22 protein-coding genes are annotated in these 25,806 nt (G+C 69.7%); 11 read left to right on the top strand and 11 right to left on the bottom strand.

Annotated features, from left to right (window positions below):
• Positions 1-59 precede the first annotated feature (59 nt).
• Entirely contained in the window at positions 60-542 is a 483-nt protein-coding gene (locus PKF00_RS14250) for a methylated-DNA--[protein]-cysteine S-methyltransferase (RefSeq protein ID WP_271217965.1), read from the bottom strand.
• Positions 543-597: 55 nt separating this feature from the next.
• Here PKF00_RS14250 and PKF00_RS14245 point away from each other — a divergent pair, with 55 nt between their 5' ends.
• Positions 598-1,527 carry a ribonuclease Z gene (locus PKF00_RS14245; RefSeq protein ID WP_271217964.1) on the top strand — a complete coding sequence of 310 codons (930 nt, stop codon included), beginning with the start codon at positions 598-600 and terminating at the stop codon, positions 1,525-1,527.
• Between the two features lie 19 nt (positions 1,528-1,546).
• Here PKF00_RS14245 and PKF00_RS14240 read toward each other — a convergent pair whose 3' ends face one another.
• Complete coding sequence (locus tag PKF00_RS14240) at positions 1,547-2,308, bottom strand: class III extradiol ring-cleavage dioxygenase family protein (protein WP_271217963.1); 762 nt, start codon at positions 2,306-2,308, stop codon at positions 1,547-1,549.
• Between the two features lie 660 nt (positions 2,309-2,968).
• Positions 2,969-4,471 carry a tRNA (N6-isopentenyl adenosine(37)-C2)-methylthiotransferase MiaB gene (gene miaB / locus PKF00_RS14235; RefSeq protein WP_271217962.1) on the bottom strand — a complete coding sequence of 501 codons (1,503 nt, stop codon included), beginning with the start codon at positions 4,469-4,471 and terminating at the stop codon, positions 2,969-2,971.
• A 170-nt stretch (positions 4,472-4,641) separates the two neighbouring features.
• Here miaB and PKF00_RS14230 point away from each other — a divergent pair, with 170 nt between their 5' ends.
• The 8 genes from PKF00_RS14230 to PKF00_RS14195 all read left to right on the top strand — a co-directional run bounded on the left by PKF00_RS14230 (position 4,642) and on the right by PKF00_RS14195 (position 14,267).
• The gene (locus PKF00_RS14230; RefSeq protein ID WP_271217961.1) at positions 4,642-5,289 is read left to right on the top strand and encodes a Uma2 family endonuclease; all 648 of its coding nucleotides are present in this window, start codon (positions 4,642-4,644) and stop codon (positions 5,287-5,289) included.
• Between the two features lie 100 nt (positions 5,290-5,389).
• The gene (locus PKF00_RS14225) at positions 5,390-6,145 is read left to right on the top strand and encodes an amino acid ABC transporter ATP-binding protein (RefSeq protein WP_271217960.1); all 756 of its coding nucleotides are present in this window, start codon (positions 5,390-5,392) and stop codon (positions 6,143-6,145) included.
• 40 nt (positions 6,146-6,185) lie between these two features.
• Positions 6,186-6,995: a glutamate ABC transporter substrate-binding protein gene (locus PKF00_RS14220; RefSeq protein ID WP_271217959.1), complete on the top strand. Its 810-nt coding sequence runs from the start codon at positions 6,186-6,188 to the stop codon at positions 6,993-6,995.
• Positions 6,996-7,050: 55 nt separating this feature from the next.
• Positions 7,051-7,719, top strand: a complete 669-nt coding sequence (locus PKF00_RS14215) for an amino acid ABC transporter permease (protein ID WP_271217958.1) — start codon at positions 7,051-7,053, stop codon at positions 7,717-7,719.
• Entirely contained in the window at positions 7,716-8,657 is a 942-nt protein-coding gene (locus PKF00_RS14210) for an amino acid ABC transporter permease (RefSeq protein ID WP_271217957.1), read from the top strand. The genes PKF00_RS14215 and PKF00_RS14210 overlap by 4 nt, the downstream gene beginning before the upstream one ends.
• Positions 8,658-8,799: 142 nt before the next feature.
• A complete protein-coding gene (locus tag PKF00_RS14205) occupies positions 8,800-10,680 on the top strand; it encodes a S9 family peptidase (protein ID WP_271217956.1) in 1,881 nt (626 codons plus the stop codon).
• Between the two features lie 189 nt (positions 10,681-10,869).
• On the top strand, positions 10,870-11,376 hold the full coding sequence (locus PKF00_RS14200; protein ID WP_271217955.1) for a hypothetical protein: 507 nt from the start codon (positions 10,870-10,872) through the stop codon (positions 11,374-11,376).
• The gene (locus PKF00_RS14195) at positions 11,373-14,267 is read left to right on the top strand and encodes an ATP-binding protein (RefSeq protein WP_271217954.1); all 2,895 of its coding nucleotides are present in this window, start codon (positions 11,373-11,375) and stop codon (positions 14,265-14,267) included. Before PKF00_RS14200 ends, PKF00_RS14195 begins: the two co-directional genes overlap by 4 nt.
• Positions 14,268-14,498: 231 nt before the next feature.
• On the opposite strand, the gene rny is transcribed toward PKF00_RS14195, so the two are convergent.
• From rny to recA, 3 genes are all read right to left on the bottom strand, one after another.
• Positions 14,499-16,118 (bottom strand): ribonuclease Y, encoded by a 1,620-nt coding sequence (gene rny, locus PKF00_RS14190; protein ID WP_271217953.1) that lies wholly within the window; start codon positions 16,116-16,118, stop codon positions 14,499-14,501.
• A 449-nt stretch (positions 16,119-16,567) separates the two neighbouring features.
• A complete protein-coding gene (gene recX / locus PKF00_RS14185) occupies positions 16,568-17,485 on the bottom strand; it encodes a recombination regulator RecX (protein WP_271217952.1) in 918 nt (305 codons plus the stop codon).
• Between the two features lie 13 nt (positions 17,486-17,498).
• Positions 17,499-18,596, bottom strand: coding sequence for a recombinase RecA (gene recA / locus PKF00_RS14180; RefSeq protein WP_425582276.1), 1,098 nt, complete (start codon positions 18,594-18,596; stop codon positions 17,499-17,501).
• A 281-nt stretch (positions 18,597-18,877) separates the two neighbouring features.
• Here recA and PKF00_RS14175 point away from each other — a divergent pair, with 281 nt between their 5' ends.
• Positions 18,878-19,162, top strand: coding sequence for a hypothetical protein (locus PKF00_RS14175; RefSeq protein ID WP_271217951.1), 285 nt, complete (start codon positions 18,878-18,880; stop codon positions 19,160-19,162).
• A gap of 535 nt (positions 19,163-19,697) precedes the next feature.
• Positions 19,698-21,173: an aminotransferase-like domain-containing protein gene (locus PKF00_RS14170; protein ID WP_271217950.1), complete on the top strand. Its 1,476-nt coding sequence runs from the start codon at positions 19,698-19,700 to the stop codon at positions 21,171-21,173.
• Positions 21,174-21,269: 96 nt separating this feature from the next.
• Here the strand turns inward: PKF00_RS14170 and PKF00_RS14165 are convergent, their stop codons facing one another.
• Genes PKF00_RS14165 through PKF00_RS14145 form a run of 5 tightly spaced genes read right to left on the bottom strand, consistent with a single transcriptional unit; the run spans position 21,270 to position 25,721 of the window.
• Positions 21,270-21,692: a MaoC/PaaZ C-terminal domain-containing protein gene (locus PKF00_RS14165; RefSeq protein ID WP_271217949.1), complete on the bottom strand. Its 423-nt coding sequence runs from the start codon at positions 21,690-21,692 to the stop codon at positions 21,270-21,272.
• Positions 21,676-22,668 (bottom strand): amidohydrolase family protein, encoded by a 993-nt coding sequence (locus PKF00_RS14160; protein ID WP_271217948.1) that lies wholly within the window; start codon positions 22,666-22,668, stop codon positions 21,676-21,678. Before PKF00_RS14160 ends, PKF00_RS14165 begins: the two co-directional genes overlap by 17 nt.
• A gap of 1 nt (position 22,669) precedes the next feature.
• Positions 22,670-24,031 carry a TrpB-like pyridoxal phosphate-dependent enzyme gene (locus PKF00_RS14155; RefSeq protein WP_271217947.1) on the bottom strand — a complete coding sequence of 454 codons (1,362 nt, stop codon included), beginning with the start codon at positions 24,029-24,031 and terminating at the stop codon, positions 22,670-22,672.
• 43 nt (positions 24,032-24,074) lie between these two features.
• Positions 24,075-25,418 (bottom strand): NAD(P)/FAD-dependent oxidoreductase, encoded by a 1,344-nt coding sequence (locus PKF00_RS14150; protein ID WP_271217946.1) that lies wholly within the window; start codon positions 25,416-25,418, stop codon positions 24,075-24,077.
• 48 nt (positions 25,419-25,466) lie between these two features.
• Positions 25,467-25,721 (bottom strand): acyl carrier protein, encoded by a 255-nt coding sequence (locus PKF00_RS14145; protein WP_271217945.1) that lies wholly within the window; start codon positions 25,719-25,721, stop codon positions 25,467-25,469.
• Between the last annotated feature and the right edge of the window lie 85 nt (positions 25,722-25,806).

Here is a 25,806-nt window from a genome sequence, read left to right as displayed (position 1 = left end):
CCTCCGGCGGCGCCCGCGCGGGGGCGCTTTCCCGCCGGGCGGGCGCCGGGAGAGACGGCTCAGTCCCAGTCGAGGGTCGGCTGCAGATAGCCCTCCAGGGTCAGCAGCCAGCGCTTGGACTCCACGCCCTCTCCTCCGCTGAAGCCGCCCAGCCCGTTTCCCGCAACCACCCGGTGGCACGGGACGATGATGGGGATGGGGTTGGCCCCCATGATCGATCCGATGGCCCGTGCGGGAACGCCCGTCCGGCTCCGCGCGGCCAGCTCGCCGTAGGTCACGGCCTTGCCGTAACCGACTGTTTCGTACAGTGTGCCGAGGACCCTCCGTTGCACGGACGAGGTCAGCCGCCAGTCGACGGCGACTCCGAAGGTCCGCAGCCTGCCCTCGTGGTATTCGGCGAGCTCGCTGAGCGCCTGAGCCGTCCTGGCCGGGTCGTCGACCTCGACCAGCCCGAGTCTGCCCAGCATGCGCTCCTTGAGCCCGTCGCTTCTGTGCACCCAGCCGACGCCCGCCACACCGTCCTCCGTGACGGCGACGAGCATGTCCCCCAACGGTGTCGGGACACTCCCGAACGCCACGGTTCCTACCATGTGGACTGTGTCCCTTCGTGAGCTCGTCGTCCTCGGCACCTCAAGCGCCGTCCCCACCCGCCACCGTAATCACAATGGATATCTTCTGCTCTGGGATGGTCAGGGCTTCTTGTTCGATCCCGGGGAGGGCACCCAGCGTCAGATGCTCCACGCGGGCGTCAGTTCCCATGACATCACGTGGATCTGCGTGACGCATTTCCACGGCGACCACTGCCTCGGCGTCCCCGGAGTCGTCCAGCGCATCGCCAGGGACGGCGTCGCCCACCAGGTACAGGCGGCCTATCCCGCGAGCGGTGAGACCTTCTGGCGCCGTCTGCGCCACGCGACCGCCTTCGCCGACACGTCGGTGATCTACGAGCGTCCCGTCTCCGGGGAGCACACCCGGCTCGACGCAGGGCCTGTGACCCTCACCGCCCGCCCGCTCTCCCACCCCGTCGAGTCCTACGGCTACCGCCTCGACGAACCCGACGGCCACCGGATGATTCCCTCGCTTCTGGCCGAACGGGGCGTCAGCGGCCCGTCGATCGGTGAACTGCAGCGCACCGGCACGGTGATCGCCCCCGACGGGACGACGGTCAGGTTGGAGGAGTGCAGTCAACCGCGCCCTGGCCAGAGCGCCGCCTTCGTCATGGACACCCGGCTGTGCGAGGAGGTGTTCGCCCTCGCCTCGGGAGTGGACCTGCTGGTGATCGAGTCCACGTTCCTGTCGGAGGAGTCCGCGCTGGCCTCGCGGTACGGTCACCTGACCGCGGCTCAGGCGGGCAGGGTCGCCGCCGAGTCCGGTGTCCGGCGCCTCGTCCTGACCCACGTCTCCGAACGCTACGACGCCGGCGACGAACCCCGGTTCCTGGAGGAGGCGCGTCGGTTCTTCGACGGTGACGTCGTCCTGGCGCACGACCTGACGCGGATCCCCGTCCCTCGCCGCGTCGCGCGGTGAGCGGGCGCGCGGCGGCCTCTCACGGCGTCCCGGGGGTCTCGCGCACGAGCGTGGCGACGAAGTAGCCGACGCCGTAGGGCGCGTCGTCGTAGAGGATCTCCCCCCGGAGAACGCCGGCTCCAGCCCCAGCCTTGGAACCGGCACCGGCCCCAGAACCCGCCCCCGCACTGACTCCGGCTCCGGCTCCGGCTCCGGCTCCGGCGAGAACCTGGAGCGCGGCGCGGCCCGCGACCCACAGCTCCGCGGCCTCCCCGGGGTCGAGCGACGGCGCCTCCGCCCTGGACAGGGCCTCGACGATCGCGGTGTTGTACGCCATGGCGCGGGGGTCGAGATATCCCGGGGACTTCTCGGTGAGGCAGGCGGAACCGTCGGCTGTGACCAGCATCGCCACCCTGCCGTGTCCTTCCGCCAGCCGTGCGCCCAGTGCCGCGCACGTCTCCTGGGAGGCGTCGAACGGCACGGCGTGGAACTCGGCCGCGTCCAGCCCCGCGGCCTCCAGCAGCCAGCGGCCGATCGTCAGGGAGAGCGGCAGGACGGGTTCGCCCGCGCCGACGCGGACATCGGCTCCCCAGGCCGCCAGGCTTCCCGCCGCGCCCGCGCCGTAGACTCCCGCCCGGTCCGCTCCGCCGACCGCCACGATCACGTCGGGCGCGGCGTCACGCAGGGCGTCCAGCGCGGCCGCGCAGGCTGTCCTGAGCGCGTCGAGCTCCGGGGCGGCGGCGCCGGCCAACTCGGGAACCAGCAGCGGAGGATGCGGGCACACGGCCGCGGCGACAAGCACCTCGACAGACTACGGCAGGCGGGGGAACGTCCTCGCGGGAAACCCGCACCGTCCCCGGGGGACCTGCACCAAACTGGCCGGAGTCAGGAAACACTCGCGCAGCCACCAGGAGGAAGTGCGACTTGTCGTATTTCGGCAGACCTTTCGGCAGACCGGCAGTGCGCTCGTGGACGTATGCCATGGCAGGTGTGATCACGGCCATCGGCGTCGTGGGCCTCGGCGTCTCACTCGTCGCGGCCACGACCCCTGAACCGGCCCCGTTCACACCGTCGGAGGCCGCCTTCCCCACCGTGTCGCCTACTGTGTCGCCCGCCATGCCGTCCGCCGTGTCGCCCACCGGCGTCTCCACGGCCGCGAACTCCCCGGCGTCCCCGGCGAGGAGAGGACACGGCCCCTCCGGCTCCGGAGCCGTGTTCGTCCCGCCCGCGGGAGGGGCGGCCGAGCGAACGGCAGGACACAGCCGGGTGAGGAGGACGCCGAGGCCCACGCCCCGCCCCTCAGCGGTCGCGCCCCGAACCAGGCGTCACCCGGCCCCTGACAGGCCGGCGCCCCGGCGCTCCGACCCCTGCGCGGCCTTCGAAGGACTCAGACGCGCGTACTGCCGTGCCGTGCTCGAGGAGCTCGTGCGCCGCTGAGTGGCGTTCAGGCGACCCGTGCGGCTCAGGAACGGACGGAGCAGCCCGAGGCCTCCTGGACGGCGGGGACGGCGGGGCGGCCGATCGAGGGCATGCCGAGCATGACTCCCGAGCCCTGGGCCGCCGGGGCCGCCTGCCTGGCCTCCCAGGCGTCGCCCGCGCGCGTACGGCGCAGCTCGAGCGCGGGCCCGTCGGCCACCAGGTGGTGGGGCGCGGCGTAGGTTACCTCGACGCGGACCATGTCGCCGGGACGCGGAACCTCCGCGCCAGGGGTGAAGTGGACCAGGCGGTTGTCGGGCGCGCGCCCGGAGAGGCGGTTGGTCGCCTCGTCCTTACGACCCTCGCCCTCGGCGACCAGCACCTCGAGCGTGCGGCCCACCTGCTTCTTGTTCTCCTCCCAGGAGATCTCGTTCTGCAGGGCGACGAGCCGCTCGTAGCGCTCCTGCACGACCTCCTTGGGAATCTGGTCGTCCATGGTCGCGGCGGGCGTGCCGGGGCGGATGGAGTACTGGAAGGTGAAGGCGTTGGCGAAGCGCGACCGGCGCACGACGTCCAGCGTGCCCTGGAAGTCCTCCTCGGTCTCGCCGGGGAAGCCCACGATGATGTCGGTCGAGATGGCCGCGTCCGGCATGGCCGCGCGGACCCGCTCGATGATGCCCAGGTAGCGCTCGGCCCGGTACGAGCGGCGCATCGCCTTGAGGATCCGGTCCGAGCCCGACTGCAGGGGCATGTGGAGCTGGTGCATCACGTTGGGCGTCTCGGCCATGGCCTCGATGACGTCGTCGGTGAACGCGGCGGGATGCGGGCTGGTGAAACGGACCCGCTCGAGGCCGTCGACGGCGCCGCAGGCCCGCAGGAGCTTGCCGAAGGCGAGTTTGTCGCCGAACTCGACGCCGTAGGTGTTGACGTTCTGACCGAGCAGGGTGATCTCCAGCACGCCCTGGTCGACCAGGGTCCGCACCTCGTTGAGGACGTCGCCGGGGCGGCGGTCCTTCTCCTTGCCCCGGAGCGCGGGCACGATGCAGAACGTGCAGGTGTTGTTGCACCCGACGGAGACCGAGACCCACGCGGCGTAGGCGGACTCCCGCTTGGTCGGCAGCGTGCTCGGGAAGGTCTCCAGGGACTCCTTGATCTCGACCTGGGCCTCCTGCTGGACGCGTGCCCGCTCCAGCAGCACCGGCAGCGAGCCGATGTTGTGCGTGCCGAACACCACGTCGACCCAGGGCGCCCTACGGACGATCTCCCCCTGGTCCTTCTGCGCCAGGCAACCGCCGACGGCGATCTGCATCCCGGGATTGCTGACCTTCGAGGGACGCAGGTGCCCGAGATTGCCGTAGAGCCGGTTGTCGGCGTTCTCCCGCACGGCACAGGTGTTGAACACGACGACGTCGGCCGTCTCCCCCTCGGGAGCCGGGACGTATCCGGCGTCCTCGAGAAGGCCCGACAGGCGCTCGGAGTCGTGCACGTTCATCTGGCACCCGTAGGTACGAACCTCGTACGTGCGGGCGCTCTCCACGGTGACAGTCATCTCAAGACAAGGGTAGGCGCTTCGCCGACCCCAAGGTACGATCGACGCCCCCTCCACTTCGGGCAATGAAGTCATCACTCTCCGTCAAACAAGTCGCTGACCTGGGGTTCCAAAGCCACATGCGAGAATGAGACTCGTCCGACAGCTGAGAGCGGTGAGCCGGGACGGCGGTGCTCGCGCAGACCTCGGAGGCGCCGGTGAAGGCCAGGAAGCCGCACAAGAAGGCGACGTCGGAGAGCGTCTGGAGCACCCCCGGCCAGCTGGGTGTCGATGAGTGGTTCGAGCTCGACTCGCGCGACGACGGCAGTCGTTACGAGCTCATCGACGGGAGTCTCGTCGTGCCTCCTCCCCCACCGGCCCAGCACCAGTGGATCGGCGACAACCTGCGGACGTTGCTCCAGAGCTCCCTCCCCGAGGGTCTCGCGGCCATCACCGCGTCCGGCCTGTTGCTGAACGACGCCCCCGGAGTCATCCCCGACGTCATCGTGGTCGAGCGAAAGCCCCTCCGCGACGACGCCAAGGCGGCCAAGCCCGAGTGGGTGCGGTTGGTGGTGGAGATCGTCTCGGAGTCCACCACCGCAACAGACCGCAGAACCAAGCCCGCAAAATACGCAGAAGTCGGCATTCCGCACTTCTGGCGTGTCGAGATGCTCCCCTTCAACGGCCAGGGAAACGAACAACTGCCGATCGTGTTCACCTACAGTCTCGACGAAGGGGGCGTCTACCAGCTCACCCACCGAATCGCGACGGGAATGGAGATCGATCTGGTCGACCCCTGGAAGCTGACGCTCGCTCCGGCCTCTCTTGCCGCCATATGACAGAAACGCGACAAACCTTTACCAAAGGTAAGCATGCTGTGATCTGATCGGTACCTCAGGGTTAGCCCGAGGTGCCGCTTACAGATTTACGTTGTGTTTCATGACGGAGAACGGGGAGGCGCCTCCTCTGGTTGTCCTCGCGGACGTGAACAAGCACTTCGGAAACCTGCACGTCCTGCGTGACATCAACCTGACGATCTCCAGGGGAGAGGTCGTCGTCGTGATCGGTCCGTCGGGAGGCGGCAAGTCGACCCTGTGTCGAACGATCAACCGGCTGGAGACCGTCGACAGCGGAACGATCACCTTCGACGGGCAGCCGCTCGCGGCGGAGGGCAGGGCGCTGGCCAGGCTCAGGTCCGAGGTCGGCATGGTGTTCCAGTCCTTCAACCTGTTCGCGCACAAGACGATCCTGGAGAACGTCACCCTCGGGCCGATCAAGGTGCGGGGCCTGAGCAGGACCGAGGCCGAGCGGCGGGGCATGGAGCTGCTCGAAAGGGTCGACATCGGCGCGCAGGCGTCGAAGTACCCCGCCCAGCTGTCGGGAGGCCAGCAGCAGCGCGTGGCCATCGCCCGCGCCCTGGCCATGAACCCCAAGATGATCCTGTTCGACGAGCCGACCTCGGCGCTGGACCCCGAGATGGTCCAGGAGGTGCTCGACGTCATGATCGGCCTGGCCGCCGAGGGCATGACGATGATGGTCGTCACCCACGAGATGGGGTTCGCCCGCCGCGCGGCGAACCGGGTGGTGTTCATGGCCGAGGGGCAGATCGTCGAGGAGAACACCCCGGAAGCCTTCTTCACCTCCGCCAGGAGCGAGCGGGCAAAGGACTTCCTCTCCAAAATCCTTACGCACTAGCGGCTCACCCAGATTTCTTGACGAAAGACGAGGTAGCAGGATGCGTGCACATCGTGTCGGAGCCGCGGTGATCGCGGTGGCGGCCATGACGGCCGGACTCACCGCCTGCAGCGGCGGGAGCGACAAGTTCGTCGTCGGCATCAAGTTCGACCAGCCCGGCCTGGGTCAGAAGCAACCGGACGGCTCGTTCAAGGGTTTCGACGTCGACGTGGCGAAGTACGTCGCCAAGGAGCTCGGCTACAAGGACGACCAGATCCAGTTCAAGGAGGCCATCTCGGCCAACCGCGAGTCGTTCATCCAGCAGGGTCAGGTCAACATCGTGGCCGCGACCTACTCGATCACCGACGACCGCAAGAAGAAGGTGGGCTTCGCCGGGCCGTACCTCGTCACCGGCCAGGACATCCTGACCCGCGCGGACGACACGACGATCAACAGCGTCGACGACCTGAAGACCAAGAAGGTCTGCGGCGCCCAGGGGTCCTCCTCGCCCAAGCGCCTGGTGGACAAGTTCGGCGACGCCTGGAAGAGCCAGTACCTCACCGAACAGCAGGGTTACGGCGCCTGCCTGCCGCTGCTGGAGAACAAGCAGGTCGACGCGATCTCCACGGACGCCACGATCCTCGCCGGGTTCGCCACCCAGTCTCCGGGCAAGTTCCGCCTCGTCGGCAAGCCCTTCTCCGAGGAGAAGTACGGCATCGGCGTGAAGCTGGAGGACAAGGAGACCCGCGAGAAGATCAACAAGGCCGTCGAGAAGATGTTCCAGGACGGCAGCTGGAAGAAGGCCGTCGACGCCAACTTCGGCGAGTTCGGCAAGTTCTTCACCACGCCCCCTGCCATCGAGCGTTACTGACGGCCAGGCCGGGCCGGGGCGCGTCGTCCCGGCCCTCGGGCCACTGGAGGGACGAGTGCAGGCACTCTTCGAAGAATTCCCGGTCATCCGGGACGCCTTCTGGCTGACGATCCGGCTGACGCTGGCCAGCGGGATCACGGCTCTGCTCCTCGGGACGATCCTCGCCGCGATGCGGGTCAGCCCGCTGCCCGTGCTGCGCGGGATCGGCACGGCGTATGTGAACATCCTGCGGAACACGCCGCTGACCCTGGTCATCGTGTTCTGCGGGCTGGGCCTCGGCCTGGTGCTGGACGTCTCGTTCTCCACGAGCCTGTCCACCAACTACCTCTGGCTGTCGATCATCGGTCTGTCCGCCTACACGGCGGCGTTCGTCTGTGAGGCGATCAGGGCCGGGATCAACACGGTGCCGATCGGCCAGGCGGAGGCGGCCCGCGCCATCGGTCTCACCTTCTCCCAGAACCTGAGGCTGATCGTGCTGCCCCAGGCGCTGCGCGCGGTGATCGCCCCGCTGGGCAGCATCCTGATCGCGCTGATCAAGAACACCACGGTCGCGGCCGCCATCGGCGTCACCGAGGCGTCCCTGACGATGAAGACGCTCTTCGAGTCGCACGGCGCCGAGGTCATCCCCATCTTCTTCGGGTTCGCGCTGGGGTTCGTGATCCTGACCCTGCCGACCGGAATGCTGTTCACCTGGCTGTCCAAACGACTGGCGGTGATCCGATGAGCACGCTGACCGCGGAACCTCGCCAGAGCCGCGAGCACGGGAGCGTGCCCGACCGGACCAGCGTCCTCTATGACGCGCCGGGGCCCCGGGCGCGACGGCGCAACACCGTGTTCACAGCGTTGGTCGTCCTGGCGGTGCTGGCCGTCCTCTACCTGATGGTCATCAAGCTGCAGGAGAAGAACCAGCTCGACCCCGCCCTGTGGAGACCGTTCCTGCAGGCCGACGTGTGGGTCAACCTGATCCTGCCCGGCCTGCTGAACACCCTCAGCGCCGCGGTGGTCGCCGCGGTGATCGCGGTGCCGTTCGGATTCGTCTTCGGCATCGGCCGGCTGTCGGAACACGCCTGGATCCGCGTCCCCTCGGACGTCGTGGTCGAGTTCTTCAGGGCGATCCCGCTGCTCATCATGATCTTCGCGGTGATGTACGGCGGGAGCGCGGTCTTCGGGCTCACCGTGACCCCGTTCATGGCCGTGGTGGTCGGACTGGTCCTCTACAACGGTTCGGTGCTGGCGGAGATCGTGCGGGCGGGCATCCAGGCCATCCCGCGCGGCCAGTCGGAGGCGGCCCTCGCGGTCGGGCTGCGCAAGGGCCAGGTCATGCGGATGATCCTGCTCCCGCAGGCGGTCACGGCCATGATGCCGGCGATCGTCGCCCAACTCGTCGTGCTGCTGAAGGACACCGCCCTGGGGTTCATCGTCTCGTTCGAGGACCTGCTGAACGCGGGCGCGCGCGTGCTGCCGTCCAACTTCAACAACATCATCCCCGCGGTGATCGTCATCGCGGTCGTCTACATCATCATCAACCTGATCGTCGGGGCCATCGCCACGTGGCTGGAGAGACGCACCCGTCGCAGCCGCAAGACCACGGCCCAGCCGATCGAACCCCCGGGGGCGATCGTGGTGCCGGGCGCGACCCCGGGCGTCTCCGCGGTCGACTGACCGGAACCCGGCGTCCGGGAAAACCTGATCATCACTGTTTGGGGGACTGCTTCCAGCCGTCATGGAAAACGAATTCCCGCATGTCGCGTGGGATGAGCGCCATACCGGCGACAGGCGACGGGTTATCGGGCAGGATGGCGCCATGTCCCCCGAGCAGGTCGTCCGGCCGTACGGTACCTGGCCCTCTCCCATCTCGACCACGGGTGTCGCCCGATCCGGGCTGCGCCTTGGATTCCCGACGGTGTCAGGTGCGGAGATGTGGTGGAGCGAGGACCGCCCCATGGAGGGCGGGCGCACCACGATCATGCACCAGGACGCCGACGGCACGCGCCGGGAGCTGCTGCCCGCCCCCTGGAACGCCCGGACCCGCGTCCACGAGTACGGCGGGCGGCCGTACGCCGTGCTTCCCGGCGGAGGGGTGGTGTTCGCCAACCTCGCCGACCAGCGGCTCTACCTCCTGCTCCCGGGTGCGGAGCCGGAGGCGATCTCACCGGAGCCGGAGAGCGAGTGCGGTCTCCGCTACGCCGACATGATCGTCCACGACGGGCACGTGTGGTGCGTGCGCGAGCGGCATCACGTCGACGGCGGCATCAGCCGTTCCATCGTCTCGATGCCGGTGCACGGCGGCGCCGAGCCGCGCGAGCGGGCCGGGGGAAGCGACTTCTACGCCTCCCTCGCGTTGTCGCCGGACGGCGAGCACCTGGCGTACATCTGCTGGGATCACCCCCGCATGCCGTGGAACGGCACCGAGCTTCGGGTCACCCGGGTGGCCGACGGCGAGACCCGGACGATACGCGGCGGCGTCTCCGAGTCCGTGCTCTCTCCGCGCTGGCGTGACGCTCGCACCCTCTATCTCGTCTCCGACTGCTCCGGTTGGTGGAACCTCTACCGGATCGGCGTCGACGGCTCCTCCTTCCAGGCGCTCTGCCCCCTTCAGGAGGAGTGCGCCGGACCGCTGTGGCAGCTGGGCGGCTCGCCGTACATCCCGCTGGCCGACGGCCGGATCGCCCTCCTGCACGGGCGGGGAGACATGCGGCTGGGCGTCCTCGACCCGGACAGCGGCACGCTGACCGACCTGGACACGCCCTATGACGGCTGGCATCCGTCGCTGTCCTCCGACGGGCACGCGGTGGCCGCGATCGCCTACGGCGCGACGACGCCCCGCTCCGTCGTCCGGGTGGACACCGCGACGGGGCAGGTCGAGGAGTTCCGTCGCGACGTCGGCGAGCTGCCCGACCCCGCCTACCTTCCGGCCCCCAGGGGCGTGGAGTTCGACGGCCGCTCCGGACGCCGGGTGCACGCGATCCTCTACCCGCCCTCCAATCCTGAGGCTCGCGGTGAGGGCGCTCCGCCGTACGTGATTTTCGCCCACGGCGGCCCGACCTCGCACAGCGTCAGCGCGCTCGACCTGGAGAAGGCCTTCTTCACCAGCAGGGGCATCGGCGTGCTCGACGTCAACTACGGCGGTTCGACCGGGTACGGCCGCGCCTACCGTGACCTGCTGCACGGCCAGTGGGGAGTGGTGGACGTGGAGGACTCGATCGCCGCAGCCGAGTGGCTGGCCGCGGAGGGGCTGGCGGACGGACGACGGATCGCGATCAGGGGCGGCAGCGCGGGCGGCTGGACGGTCATGGCCGCCTGTTGCAGTTCGGACGTGTTCGCGGGCGGCGTCTCCTACTACGGCGTGAGCGCGCTCGCCTCGTTCGTCACGACCACCCACGACTTCGAGTCCCGCTACATCGAGTGGCTGGTCGGCCCGGAGGATCCCGTCCTGTACGGTTCCCGGGAGCCTCTCGGCCGGGTCGCGGGGGTGACCTGCCCGATGCTGCTGCTGCAGGGACTGTCCGACCCGGTGGTCCCTCCCCCGCAGTCCCAGTCCTTCGCCGACGCTCTCGCCGAGCGTGGCGTTCCCTGCACCTACCTCACCTTCGAGGGCGAGGCCCACGGCTTCCGCCGTGCCGAGACCCGCAGCACGGCCCTGGCCACCGAGCTCGCCTTCTACCAACAGGTCTTCCGCGCCTGACGACCGGACACACCCCGCGCGGGCACCGGCCGTCAGGAGGGGACAGCCGGTGCCCGCACTTCACGATGGCGGTCCCGTCCGCCGGAAGGCGACCGTTTCCGGCGTACCGCGCCGCTGGAGTTGCAACGTTCGGATCACCCTTGCGCCGGACCACGTTCTGCGAACTTTCCGCGACGAGACGATGAAGGCATGTCAGGACGCGTTCTGAAATGGGTGGGCGGAGTCCTCTTCGCGGGAACCGCGATCGGGATGGGCGCCTACTTCTACCGGGTCGGCCTGGAAGACGCCGACCGCTGGGGCAGCGTGATCGCCGCCTTCATCGCCCTGGCCGGTCTGGCCATGGCCCTGTTCGGCACCCGCACCGCTCCTCGCGACACCCGTGCCGGCTCCGACGCGGACCACTCCGCCTCTCATCCCGCCCCGGCGTCGACACCCGCCGACACCGGGAAAGACACCGGGAAAGGCACCGGGAAAGGTGCTGTGGAAAGCCCGATGGAAGGCGCGGCGGGCGACGCGGCGGCGCCGGGCGACGCGGCCGCCGAAGAGACCGCTCCCGGCGGAGTGCGCAACGAGATCACCGGCGGCACCTTCCACGGCCCCGTCATCCAGGGACGGACCATCAGCCACGTCGCCTTCGGCCCGCCGACACCCTCCTCCGCGCCTTCCGAGGAGGAGAAGGAGGGGGGATCCCGGTGACCGGCACGCCCCACAACGAGATCAGCGGCGGAGTCTTCTTCTCCACGGTGATCCAGGGCCGGGACGTCACCGTACGGCTGCCGCCGCGGGTGCCCCTGGCGCTGTCCGGGCTTCCATCGGCCTCAGCCGCGTTCACCGGGCGCGCGGACGACCTACGGGCGGTGCTCGACACCCTGGCTCCCCGACCGCCCGCCGACGCCGCCGCCCATCCGGGAGGAGCAGCCGCCCATCCGGGAGGATCGGCCCTCCGGATGGGCGAAACGGCCGTCCCGGGCATGGCGGCTCAGGCGGGCGGGTCGCCCCTCCGAGCGGAGGGGGCGGCTCAGGCGGGCGGAGCGACCCACCGGACGGGCGGAGTGGCCGTCCCGGATGGAGCGATCCCTCAGCCGGGCGGGACCGCCCGGACCGATGAGCCGCCCCGGACCGTGGGGAGCGGTTCCGCCTCCACCGTGGTGGTGACGGCGGTGGGAGGAATGGGCGGAGTCGGCAAGACCGAGCTGGCCCTGCAGGCCGCCCACACCGCCCTGCGGATGGGCTGGTTTCCCGGCGGAGCGCTGTTCGCCGACCTGTTCGGCTACGACAGCGCACGCCGCCTCGACCCCGACCAGGTCCTGGACGGGTGGTTGCGCGCCATGGGCGTTCCCGGCGAGCACATCCCGCCCACCCTCCAGGACCGGACGAGGCTGTACGCCTCCGTGCTGGCCGCCTACGCCCGGGAGGGCAGGCGGATGCTGGTGGTGGTCGACAACGTCTCCTCCCACGAACAGGTCCGGCCGCTCCTGCCTGCGGACGGCGTCACAGCGGCGATCGTGACCTCCCGCCACACCCTGGGCATGCTCGGCGCCCGCCTGCTGGACCTCGACGTGCTGGATCCCGCGGAGGCGGTGACGCTGCTCGAACGGACCCTGCGAGTGGCCTCTCCCGGCGACAGACGCATCACCGACAACCCCGAGGCCGCGGCCGCGCTCGCCGAACTGTGCGGCGGCCTGCCGCTGGCCCTGCGGATCATCGCCGCGTTGCTGGCTGTGGATCCCACCTGCCCGCCGGCGGCGATCGTGGCCCGGCTGAGCAGCGCGGACTCCCGGCTGGACGAGATGGAGTACGACGCCGGCGTCGTCGTGGGCGGAACGCCCCCCTCCCCGCACCAGTTCGCGGTGAGCGCCGCGCTCGACCTGTCACACCGGCACCTCAACCTGGAACAGGCGAGGCTGTTCCGGCTGCTGCCGCTCAATCCAGGGCCGGAGATCTCCACCGAGGCCACGGCGGTCCTGGCCGGCATCGGGGACGTCCCCGCCCGCCGCCTCCTGGAGGGACTGGCCCAGGCGCATCTGATCGAACGCGGCAGCTCCTATGGCCGGTGGCGTATGCACGACCTGGTACGCCTGTTCGCCGACCGGCACGGCCGTGCCGACGCCGACGCCGACGACCGCGCCTCCGCCCTCGCCACGCTGCTGCAGTACTACGTGTCGGGCGCGGTGGCCGCCAGCGGCCGTCTCGAGCACGCCTTCGACGATCCGATGACCGATGCCTTCGCCGATCGCGACCACGCGCTGGCCTGGCTGGACGTCGAATACCCCAACCTGGCCGCCACCGTCGCCGTCGCGGGCGACGACCGCCACGTCGTCGCCTGGCTGCTGCCCGTCGCGCTGGCCGGGTTCCTCAAATGGCGACGGCGTTTCAACGACTGGGTCGCCCTCACCCGCCACGCCCTGCGTGCCGCCGATCTCCTCGGCAGTGAGCACGCCAAAGGCATGGCGCTGAACAACCTCGGCAACGCCCTGCGGTTTCTGCGGCGTTTCGACGAGGCCATCACCGCCTGCCGAGAGGCCGGACATCTCCTGCGCGCAAGCGGCGACCTGAAGGGCGAGGCCGCGGCGTTGAGCAACCTCGGCGACGCCCTGTGTCAGACACGTCGCTTCGACGAGGCCGTCGTGGCCCACCGGCAGAGCATACGGATCTGCCGGGAAGTCGGTGACCGGCACGGTGAGGCCGCGGCACTGAACAGCCTCGGCGACGACCTGCAGGAGCTGCGGCGTCTGGACGAGGCGGTCGCCGTCCACCGGCAGGCCGTAGACCTCTACCGCGAGACCGGCGACCGGCACCAGGAGGGCGTCGCGCTGAACAGCCTCGGCAACGCGCTGATGCGGTCACGACATCTGGAGGAGGCCGTCGTCGTCTACCGGCAGGCCGCCCGCATCTTCACGGAAACCGGCGACCGGCACAGCGAGGGCATGGCGCTGAGCAATCTCGGCAGCGTCCTGCGAGAGGTGGGATCCCTGACCGAGGCCATCGCCGCACACCGGCAGGCCATGGGTGTCTTCGAGGAGACCGGCGACCGGCACAGCGAAGCCGCGACACTGAACAACCTCGGTGACTCGCTACGGCAGGCGGGAGCCCTGGCCGAGGCCGTCGACGCCCACCGGCGAGCCGCCGACCTCTACCGTGAGACCAACGACAGCCACGGCGAAGCCAAGGCGTTGAGCAACCTCGGAACCACCCTCGCCACGGCGGGACAGCTCGACCAGGCCGCCACCGCCCACCGGCGAGCCGCCGACCTCCACCGCGAGGCCGGAGACCCCCACGGCGAAGCCGGAGCACTGACGAATCTCGGAAACGCCCTGCTGCAGGTGATGCGCTCGGAGGACGCCGTCGTCGCGTGCCGACGGGCCGCCGACGTCTACCGTGAGACCGGCGACCGCCACGGCGAGGCCAAGGCTCTGGGCAACCTCGGGATCGCCCTGGGACAGACGGGGCGCTTCGACGAGGCCATCACCGCCGGCCGGCACGCGGCCGCCATCTTCCATGAGACCGGCGACCGGCAGGGCGAGAGCATCGTGACGAACATCCTCAGAAGGCTCGAAGAAGCCCAACGCACCGCGAACACTCCCTGACCGCCGCTGTCCCCAGAAGGATCGAGGATGCACAACACACCGTGAACAGCCTTTGTCCGCCGTCATCCCCAGAAAGCTCGAAAAGGCACAACATACGCAGACGCCCCCTGACCGCCGCCCTCCTCAGAAAGCTCCGGAAGGGACAGTGCACCGTGGACGCCCCCGACCGCCGTCAGCCGCGAGCGCGCCTTGGCGCGAGCCGGGACGGGCGGAAGGGGCCTGGGAAGCGTTCTAACGGGCGAACTCCGTGGCGCGGGACTCGCGGACGACCGTGATGCGGATCTGGCCGGGATAGGTGAGCTCCTCCTCGACCTGCTTGGCGACGTCGCGGGCGATCACCTGGGCCTGGATGTCGTCGATCGCGTCGGGTTTCACCATGACCCTGATCTCCCTGCCCGCCTGCATGGCGAAGACCTTCTCGACTCCGTCGTAGGAGGTGGCGATCTCCTCCAGGCGTTCCAGCCGCTTGACGTACGCCTCCAGCGACTCGCGCCTGGCCCCCGGCCTGCCTCCGCTGATCGCGTCCGCGGCCTGGGTCAGGACGGCTTCGACGGTCTTGACCTCGACCTCGTTGTGGTGGGCCTCGATCGCGTGGACCACGTCCTCGTGCTCGCCGTACCGTCTGGCGATCTCGGCGCCGATGAGCGCGTGACTGCCCTCGACCTCATGGGTGAGCGCCTTGCCGATGTCGTGCAGGACCGTGCAGCGCTTGAGCAGCACCGGGTCCAGCCGGAGCTCGGCGGCCATGATCCCGGCGATGTGGGCGGACTCGACCAGGTGGCCGAGCACGTTCTGGCCGTATGAGGTGCGGTAGCGGAGCTGGCCGAGCAGAGTGATCAGCTCGGGGTGCATCTCGGTGATGCCGAGCTCCACCAGGGCGTCCTCGCCGGCGCGCACGCACAGGTCCTGGACCTCGGCTCTGCTCCGCTCGTGCGCCTCCTCGATGCGCTGAGGGTGAATGCGTCCGTCGAGGACGAGTTTCTCCAGCGTCAGTCGGGCCGTCTCCCTACGGACCGGGTCGAAGCATGACAGCAACACCGCTTCGGGCGTGTCATCGATGATCAGGTTGACGCCGGTGGTCGACTCGAAAGCACGGATGTTGCGACCCTCGCGACCGATGATGCGTCCCTTCATCTCGTCACCGGGCAGGTGCAGAACGCTGACGACGGACTCGGCGGTCTGTTCGGTCGCCACCCTCTGGACCGCCAATGTGACGATCTTGGTGGCGCGCTTCTCCCCCTCCTTGCGGGCCTGGCTCTCGATCTCTCTGACGATCAGGGCGGCCTCGCGCTTGGCGTGGTTCTCGATCTCCCTGATCAGCTCGGACTTCGCCTGATCTCCGGTGAGCCCGGCCACCCGCTCCAGGATGGCCCGGCGCTCCTGGTCGACCCGGTCGAGGTCCTCACGGCGGCCGACGAGCTCGGTCTCCGTTTCGGCGAGCTTGCGGGCCTGCTCCGCCTGGCGTCCGGCCTCCTCGTCGAGCCGCTGCTCCCGCTCGGCCAGCCGCTTCTCCCTGCGCTCGAGATCCGAACGCAACTCCTTGAGCTCGTGCTTCAGGCTCCGGCTCTCCGCCTCCGCGTCCTTGCGCAACTCGGCTGCGGCCTCGACGGCGGCCTCGGACCTGCGCAGGAGATCTCCGGCGTCGGTCTCGGCACGGGCACGGATCTCGGCGGCCTCACGTCTGGCCTCGTCCAGCTCCGTCTGGACCTCCGCCTCCTGCTCCGGGGAAGGACCGCCCGGCCTTCCCAGGGCTCCACCGGTGCGACGCAGCAACACGATCAGCGCGGCTATCGTCACCACGGCGAGAACCGCGACCGCGACCGTCAAGGTGACGACCACAACCGAATTCATGCGCGCCCCGCCCTCCTCGCGTTGCCGATATCGAGCACACGAGGGGTCACACGCACGGCACGGAAAGTCCAAGCGGCGGCACCACCAGGACAGATATCGATCCAGGGCCTACGTGGCATCGGCTCTTCCCACCGACGCCCCGTATGTCCGAATCCGCCAAGCTCACTCGTCCGTAATTCACCGTTATGACAATCCGCGCTGCGCGGAGTAACTCCTCACTGCCGTCGAGGTTAAGCGTCAAAGAGGTAACGGGCAAGCAAAGAACCGCTGGGAAACGGCCGAACATGAGGAGACGCCTCTCCTTCCTCACGCGGCACTGCCTGATGCCGTGCGAGGGTCACCGTCCCGCCGGTTACGCCCGCCGTTACCGGCGGTGACGACGGGGGGCGTCGGCCAAGCGGGACATTTCCCGAAGCAGCGAGAACTCGGACGGTTACGAAACGCTCACATCAGTCATCCGGATAATCGAAGTCGTCCGTGGAAGCGGAACTCTCCGCCGCCTCCCCCTCCAGCGCCTCGCGGATCACGCGAAATGCGAGACCGGGACCGTATCCCTTTCTGGCGAGCATGCCCGCCAGCCTCCGGGTCCTGACCGCGGGTTCCAGCCCCCGGGTGGACGACAGCTTGCGCATGACCAGCCGGCGCGCCGTCTCCACCTCCTGCTCGGAGTCGAGTTGTTCGACCGCGTCCTTGATGATGTCCTCGTCCACCCCGCGGTGACGGAGCTCGGAGGCGAGCGCCCTGCGGGCGAGACCCCGCCCGGCATGGCGAGAGCTCACCCATACGGCGGCGAACGCCTCGTCGTCGATGAGGCCGACCTCGGAGAAGCGCTCCAGCACGGCGTCGGCGGCCTCCTGCGGAACCTCGCGCTTCCGCAGCGCCTCCGCGAGCTGGGCCCGGGTGCGCGGCGCCATGGTCAGCAGCCGCAGGCAGATCGCCCGCGCCACCGCCTGCGGATCCGCGTCGGGCCCCCGGCTCGCCGGAGAACCCTCCACCGGCCCGTCGGGCAGAATCGAACCCCTCCCCGAAGAGCGCCCGGCAGACCGCTCCGTTCGCCGGGACCTGCGACTTCCCCTCCCCCGGCCGCTCTCGCCCCGGGCGTCCTCCTCGTGTCCGGCGGTTTCGTCCGTGACACCCTCATCCGCGCCAGGGGCGTGTCCGGCGCCCCAGTGACCGCCCCCCTGATGTCCGGCGGCCTCGTGTCCGGCGATCTCGTCTCGGGCGCCATCGTTTCTGGCCCGCCTGCCTCCTCGCCTGGAGGAACGACCAGCCGCCGTGGAGGACGCCGTCTGCGGAATGTCGGGCCAGGCACCCCAGTCTCGCGGCCCGGCTGCGTCAGCCGGACCGGAGTCAGGTCCCGTCGTCATCGGTCAACCCGGATCAGACGTCACCCGGCTTGGGAGTGGCCGCCTTGGAACCACGGCCCGAGGTCGCCGCGGCGGGAGCCGGAGCGGCGGGCGGCGGGGTGGCCGGGCTGTCCAGACGGGGGCCGACGCCGAGCTTCTCCTTGATCTTCTTCTCGATCTCGTTGGCCATGTCAGGGTGGTTCTTCAGGAAGTTACGGGCGTTCTCCTTACCCTGGCCGAGCTGGTCGCCCTCGTAGGTGTACCAAGCGCCGGACTTGCGGACGAAGCCGTGCTCGACACCCATGTCGATCAGGCCGCCCTCGCGGGAGATGCCGACGCCGTAGAGGATGTCGAAGTCGGCCACGCGGAAGGGCGGAGCCATCTTGTTCTTGACGACCTTCACCCGGGTGCGGTTGCCCACCGCCTCGGTGCCGTCCTTCAGCGTCTCGATGCGGCGGATGTCGAGACGGACCGAGGCGTAGAACTTCAGCGCCTTTCCACCGGTCGTGGTCTCGGGCGAGCCGAACATGACGCCGATCTTCTCTCGGAGCTGGTTGATGAAGATCGCGGTGGTGCCGGTGCTGTTGAGAGCGCCCGCCACCTTGCGCAGAGCCTGGGACATCAGACGCGCCTGCAGGCCGACGTGGCTGTCACCCATCTCGCCCTCGATCTCGGCCTTGGGCACCAGGGCCGCGACCGAGTCGATGACCAGCAGGTCGACGGCGCCGGACCTGATCAGCATGTCGGCGATCTCGAGCGCCTGCTCACCGGTGTCGGGCTGGGAGACGAGCAACGCGTCGGTGTCGACGCCGAGCTTCTTGGCGTACTCCGGGTCGAGGGCGTGCTCGGCGTCGATGAAGGCGGCGATGCCGCCGCCCCGCTGGGCGTTGGCCACGGCGTGCAGCGCGACGGTGGTCTTGCCCGAGGACTCGGGCCCGTAGATCTCGACGATGCGGCCACGCGGGAACCCGCCGATGCCGAGGGCGACGTCGAGCGCGATGGAACTGGTCGGGATCACTTCGATGGGCGCACGGGTCTCGTCGCCGAGGCGCATGACGGAGCCCTTGCCGAACTGCCGCTCGATCTGAGCGAGGGCGGTCTCGAGCGCCTTCTCGCGGTCGTTAGCTGCCATGGGAGCCCCCTGGAGGGTCGCGGGTTGGATCGGTTGCCAGAAAGCTACGGGGTGCCACCGACATTTTTCTTCAGAGCACGCCGAGGAGTGACGGCGCGTCCAATATAGCCGAACGACTGTTCGATCGCGGCTCAACGGCGCCACATGTTCCGGGCCGTCTCCGGTCACGCGAGACAGCCGACCCCATCCGGAAGGCAACATTTCCGGGCATTCCCCTGCACGTGTTGCCACGGGGTTGACCTGGGGTGATCCTTGAGGCAAACGATCCCGAGGTGTCCGACGTGACCAGCGTCTTCAGCCAGCAACGCCTGACCTACCTTGGATCCCTGTCCGCCGAGCTGTCGGAGCGGGGACTCGCCGGCCGCATGGTCGGAGGCGACGACCCCGTGTTGTGGGTGTGGCACCCCGACAGCCTGCGCCAGACGATCGTGTTCGCCACCCCGGCCGGGGACGGCTGGCTCTTCCTGTGGTCGCCCGACGGACAGGAGAACGCGGAAGACTTCCGGCGGGCGGCCGACTCGATCAAGCGCCTGCTGGAAGACTCCGCTCAGCCCGCGGAGCCCTGACCTGCCCGCGGAGCCCCGGCCGGCCCGCGCTCCCCCGGCTCCCTCGGTCGGCCCGCGGACTCCGGTCGCCCCGCGGCCCCTCAGTCGCCGCTCGAAACCTCACCCACCGCACGGAACCTCACCCACCGCACGGAACCTCACCCACCGCACGGAACCTCACTCACCGCACGGAACCTGGCCCGCCCGCGCCCCCGCCGGCGCTCTCAAAGACGATGAGCCCTGATCGTCCGATGCGGACCGGACGCTCCCACCGCGCCCGCCTTCCGCAGGGATGCCCGCCGCCCGGCGTACGCCCTTCCCGCTTCACTGCCGGTCACGACGGGGGCGACGGCGCACTCCGGCGGAAAGGGCTCGACGGGCGTCCAGTCCAGGCTGTCACGGGTGTCCGCGCCGTAACGCGGCCCGACCACGGCCAAGAGTACGGCTGCGGCCAGGAAAATTAGGATATTGGTCATTTTTCCAGTCCACTTCCATTGCCCATGACATCCAGTCTTGGCATCTTGGGAACAAGTGGCCAGAGCCAGTAGAGGGTCGAATGGATCGGATTCCTACCGAACGTGATGTCGTCGCGCTCCTTGGTGACTGGGCGTCGGGGCGCGGCCCCCTCTACCGGAAACTGGCACAGGCGCTGGGCGAGGCCATCGAGGACGGCGCGCTGCTCGCGGACGACCGGTTGCCCTCCGAGCGTGCTCTGGCCGAAGCGCTCCAGGTGAGCAGGGCCACCGTGGTGGCGGCCTACGAGGAGCTGCGCGGCAGGGGCCTGCTGGTGAGCCGTCAGGGAAGCGGCACGCGAGTGGCGCGGGACGTCAGGATCCGACGCCCCTCCGCCGACGGGCGGGTGCCCGGCGGCACCGCCACGACGATCTTCCAGCGGCTCATCGACGGTCCCGGCGAGCTCATCTCCGTCGCGGTGGCGGCCGGGGACGCCGCGCCCGAACTCGCCGTCGCGCTGCGCGAACTGGTCCGCGACGACCTGGACGAGTTGCTGGCCGGTCCCGGCTACCACCCCTCGGGGCTGCCCGCCCTGCGCGAGGCCGTCGCCGCCCACCTGACCGGGACGGGACTGCCCACCGCCCACGACGAGATCCTGGTGACGACGGGCGCGCACCAGGGCCTGGTGCTGGTGACCGAGCTGTACGTCAGCCCGGGGGCCACCGTTCTCGTCGAGGCGCCCAACTGGCCCGGCTGCCTGGACGTGTTCCGCGCCGCGGGCGCCCGCCTCGCGACCGTGCCGCTCGACGACGAGGGCGCCGAGGTCAGGGCGGTCAGCGCCATGCTCCGTGAGCGGAAGCCCGCGCTGCTCTACCTCATGCCCACCTACCACAACCCGACCGGGGTGCTCATGTCGGCGGCGCGCAGGCACCGGATCGCCGAGCTCGCGGCCGAGCACGAGGTGCCCGTCCTCGAGGACAACGCCTACATGACCTACCACCCCGAGTCGGGAGCCGTGCCCGCGCCGCTGGCGGCCTACGCCCCGCCCAGGACGGAGATGCTGTCGCTCGGCTCGCTCGCCAAGGCCGTCTGGGGCGGCCTGCGCATCGGGTGGGTCCGCGGGCCCGCCGAGATCGTGCAGCGGCTGGCCCGCCGCAAGGTCCTCGCCGACATCGGCAGCCCGGTGCTCGACCAGGCGATCGCGGCCCGGCTGCTGCCCCAGCTCGACCGGATCCTCGCCTCACGGGCGCAGGAGCTGGGCCGTCAGCTCGACCACATCGACGGCCTGCTGCGTGAGCGGCTGCCGAGCTGGCGCTGGCGGCGCCCCGACGGCGGCGGCGCCCTGTGGGTCGAGTTGCCGGGCGTCGACGCCATGGCGTTCGCCCAGGTGGCGGTACGGCACGGCGTCGACGTGGTGCCGGGCACCGCGATGGACCCGGACGGCGGGCACGGCAACCACATCAGGCTGCCCTTCACCTTCGCCCCCTCGACCCTCGACGAGCTCGTCCACCGGCTCGCCCGGGCCTGGGCGGAGATCGAAAGGCACGGCCCCGCTCCCGCCGTACAGATCGTCGTCTGACATCCTCCCGGTCCCGAAAGGACCGGGATTCCCGGCCGAAGCCGGGCGGTTCGCGGTTCACAGCCTCGCCCGGCGGCTGGAGGGCTCCCCGCGGCGTCAGCCTCCCCTCTTGCGCATCAGGCCGTACAGCATGACCCGCATGACCGGCAGGTTCTCCTCGTCGAGGAACTCCCCGCGCTGCTGCAGGACGCCGCAGTCGGGCCTGGACAGCGAGGCCGCGACCCCGACGACCGTCACCCTGCCCGTGAGGACGTCTCCCGGCCTGACCGGCCGCAGCCACCGCAGCTCGTCGACACCGGGTGAGACCTCGGCCTCGGCGTGCCGCAGGACCTCGTCCGCGTAGAGCCTCATGAACATCGCCGTCACGTGCCAGCCGCTGGCGATGAGGTCCTCGTCGTCGAGATGGCGGGGCTGGGGGTCATACATCCGGGCGAACCGTACGATCTCCTCCTGGGTGACCTTCTGACTGCCCAGTTCGTAGACGTCCCCGATCCGGAAGTCCTCAAAGGCGCGCGGCATCCGCGACCCCTCTCGCCACCCCGGCCGCCTCAAGCCTGCCGGCGAGCGCGGGGAAGAGCGCGAGCGCGTTGCCCGTGAGGTCCAGGTCGGCGACCTCGGCGAGATGCCGCTTGGTGGCCGAGACGACCGTGTCCCTCATGAACGGGAAGTCGGTGCCGAACAGGACGTTCTCCCTCTCGGTCACCTCCCTCAGGCACCCCAGGGTCGCCGGCGACGCCGCCTGGGCCGTCTCGTAGTACAGCCGCCGCAGTTCGCCCGCGACGTCGGTGTCCGCCGCCCCGGGAAGCACCCAGGTCGCCGCCAGTTCCAGACGCCAGGCCAGGAACGGCACGGTGCCGCCCGCGTGGGCGAGGACGAACCGGATGTCGTGGCAGCGGCCGAGGGTGCCGCCGAAGAGCAGGTCCGCGACCGCCCTCGTGGTGTCCATGACGAAGTCGACGAGCGGCGGCGGGACCTTGGCCGTGAACCCGGGCCCTCCGGCGCAGTCGCACCGGTAGGCCGGGTTCGGGTGGACGAACACCACGGCTCCGCGCCGGTTGAGCTCGTCGAAGACGGGGGCGAAGGCCGGGTCGCCCAGGTAGCGGCCGTCCGCGAGGCTGGCGCTCAGGACGACCCCGTCCAGACCGAGCACGTCGAAGGCGTGGTCGATCTCCGCGAGGGCCGCCTCGACGTCCGGCAGGGGCAGTACGGCCAGCGCCCCGAACCTGTCGGGCCGGGCGCGCACCAGCTCCGCCGACCACTCGTTGGCCTGCCGGACCAGCGACGCCGCGTTCTCGTCGAAGGCCGCGTTCGGCAGCAGTATCGACAGGATCGCCGCCTGGATGTCGTTGGCGTCCATGACCTTGAGGGAATCGTCGACCGTCCACTCGGGGAGGGGGACGCCCGGCGCCATGTGCGTCACCCCTCTCCGGCGCAGCTCGGCGATCAGCGGCGGATGGTAGCTGTGGTGGTGGACGTCGATCCAGCCGCCGCCCATCTCAGATCCGCTCGATCTTGGGGAGCTGGCTCAGCGCCTCGTCCAGCTGGGCCTGGGGGATCGTGTAGTCCTCCAGCTGCCCGGCCAGGTAGGCGTCGAAGGCCCCCAGGTCGAAGTGCCCGTGCCCGGACAGGCCGAACAGGATCGTGCGCTCCTGCCCCGCCTCCTTCGCCGCGAGCGCCTCCTGCACGGCGCCGCGCAGGGCGTGCGAGGACTCGGGCGCCATGACGAAGCCCTCGTGGCGGGCGAACCGCACGGCCTCGGCGAACACCTCGTTCTGGTCGTAGGCGCGCGCCTCGATGTATCCCTGGTCGTGGAGCGCGCACAGGGTCGGGGCGTCCCCGTGGAAGCGCAGCCCGCCCGCGTGGATGGGAGCGGGCATGAAGCCGTGGCCGACCGTGCGCATGGGCAGCAGCGGGCCGAGTCCCGCCGTGTCGGGGTAGTCGTAGGTGTAGGCGCCTCGGGTGAGGGTCGGGCAGGCGGTCGGCTCGGCCGCCACGAACCGGGTCTCGGGACGCTCCCCCGAGAGCCTGTCGGCCATGAAGGGGAACACCAGCCCGGAGAAGTTGGAGCCTCCGCCGACGCACCCGACCACGACGTCGGGGTAGTCCCCGGCCAGCTCGAGCTGGCGCTTGGCCTCCAGGCCGATGACGGTCTGGTGCAGCACCACGTGGTTCATGGCGGAGCCGAGCGCGAACTTGGTGTCGTCGTGCGCGAGGGCGTCCTCGACGGCCTCGCTGATGGCGATGCCGAGGCTGCCGGGCGAGTCGGGGTCCTTGGCGAGGATGTCGCGGCCCGCCTGGGTGCGCTCGGTCGGGGAGGGGAACACCTCGGCTCCCCAGGTGTGCATGAGCGAGCGGCGGTAGGGCTTGTGGTGGTAGGACGCCCGCACCATGTACACCGTGACGGCGACGCCGAAGAGGCTGCCCGCGAAGGACAGGGCGGAGCCCCACTGACCCGCGCCGGTCTCCGTCGTCACCCGCCGCACGCCCTCCTGGGCGTTGTAGTAGACCTGCGGGATCGCGGTGTTCGGCTTGTGCGAGCCCGCGGGCGAGACGCCCTCGTACTTGAAGTAGATCTTGGCCGGGGTGTCGAGGGCCTTCTCCAGCCTGTCGGCCCGCACGAGCGGGCTCGGCCGCCACATCCGGTAGATGTCCCGCACCTGCTCGGGGATGTCGATCCAGCGTTCCTGGGAGAACTCCTGCTCGATCACCGTCTGCGGCAGCAGCGGGGCGAGGTCCTCAGGGCGCAGCGGCTCGTGGGTGACGGGGTTGAGGTACGGCGGCAGCGGGGCGGGCAGGTCGGGCAGGATGTTGTACCACTGCTGCGGCAGGTCGTTCTCCGCCAGGATGAACTTCTTCACGGATTTCCCGGTCCTTCCGTTTTTCCAAGAACAGCGGCGCTTTTCAGAACAGCGGGGCGGCGCTGGGAGCGCGCAACGAGCCGAGGTGCTTGTGCCAGAGGTGGTCGGGGTTCTGCTCGACCTGACGGGTGATCTCACGCATCTTGGTCAGCGCGGCGGGCTCGCCGCCGTCGTAGACGTCGCCCTGCAGCATCTTCAGGACGTCGAGACGGTATCTGGGGTCGGCCACGAACGCCGTGAACAGGATGTTCAGCCGGTAGTAGATGGAGATGAACTCGTACCAGTTGCTCACGGCGTTGCGCAGCTTGCCCTCGTACTGCGCGAAGGAGGGCTTGGTGAAGTCGCCCTTCTCGGCGGCGGCCAGGATGTCGTACGAGGCGATCCTGGCTCCGTTCATCGCCACGCTGACGCCGCTGGAGAAGATCGGGTCGACGAACCTCGCCGCGTCGCCGATCATCAGCCAGCCGTCGCCGCAGATCTCCCGCATGGCGTAGCTGTAGTCGCCCTCGGGCTTGAACGGCTTGACCTGCTTGCTGGAGCGCAGCGCCTCCGCGAGCTCGGGGCGGCTCTCGACGCACTTCCAGAAGAACGTCTCCCAGTCGGCCCCGGCCTCGCTGAAGTGCTTCTTCTGGGTGACCACGCCGACGCTGGTGACGGTGTCGGTGATGGGGATCTGCCAGACCCAGGTGTCGGTGATGGGCAGGAAGTGGATGAAGATGAAGTCCGCCTGCTCCTTGTTGACCGCCAGCGCCGTGCGGTCGAGCCCGTCGAACCAGGTGTGGACGGCGTACTGGTTGAAGACCGGGTCGGAGACCTTGAGCTTGAGCTGCCTGCCGAGGAAGGTGTTGCGCCCGCTGGCGTCGACCACCATCCGCACCCGCACGTCGCTCTCCCTGCGGCCGATGCTGAAGACCACCTTCGGCAGCGGCTCGGAGAAGTCGACCCGCCGCACCCGGATCCCCTCGTAGACCTTGGCCCCGAGCGACTCGGCGTGCTGCAGCAGGATCAGGTCGTACAGTCCCCGGTCCACGTGGTAGGTGTAGTCCTGGTTCACCCCGGCCTGGTCGCGCTCGCTGAACTCGATCTCGGCCGCCCTGAAACCGTGGGAGAGCTCGAATCCCAGGGTGGGGATCTTCGTCTCGGCCGCGGAGGTCCAGGCCGCGCCGTACTTCTTGGGGAAGCCGGCGGCCTCGATCTTCGCCAGCGCGCCGATGTCGGACAGCACGGGGGTGGTCGCGGGGATCAGGGACTCTCCCACGTGCTCGCGGGGGAAGGTCGAGCTCTCGAACACCACGCAGGACAGGCCCGCCTTGGACAGATAGGAGGCGATCGAGGATCCCGCGGGACCGCCTCCGATGATCGCGATGTCGAAGTCAACGTCGGACATGATTGACCTTCCCCTCATAGACACACTCACGGGCGCGCCGGAGCACGCTCATTCGCCGCCGAGCCCGGTGACGAGCCTGCTGATGCTCAGCAGGTCCTTGAAGTTCTCGCCCACCATCTCCTCGACGGGAATCTCGATTCCGAACTGCTCTCTGATGAAGCCCACCAGCCGGGTCGTGGTGAGCGAATTGAGAATCCCCCACTCGAGCAACGGGGTGTTCAGTTCGATCTCGACGTCCGAGGCGTCGAGAATCCTCTCCGTCAGGTATTTCCGGAGTACGTCGGCGACCTCCGACTCGTTCATTTGCCCGCTCCCGTCTTATGGGTGACCCACCGGGTGGTCACGCCGCCGTGGCCGCCGTCGTGGGCGCGGCCACCGGCATGAGACT

Origin of the sequence: Streptosporangium carneum, assembly GCF_027922005.1 — a bacterium.
Classification (GTDB): domain Bacteria; phylum Actinomycetota; class Actinomycetes; order Streptosporangiales; family Streptosporangiaceae; genus Streptosporangium; species Streptosporangium carneum.
The sequence above is the reverse complement of the archived record's forward strand: the minus strand, read 5'-3'. Positions and strand labels throughout refer to the sequence as shown.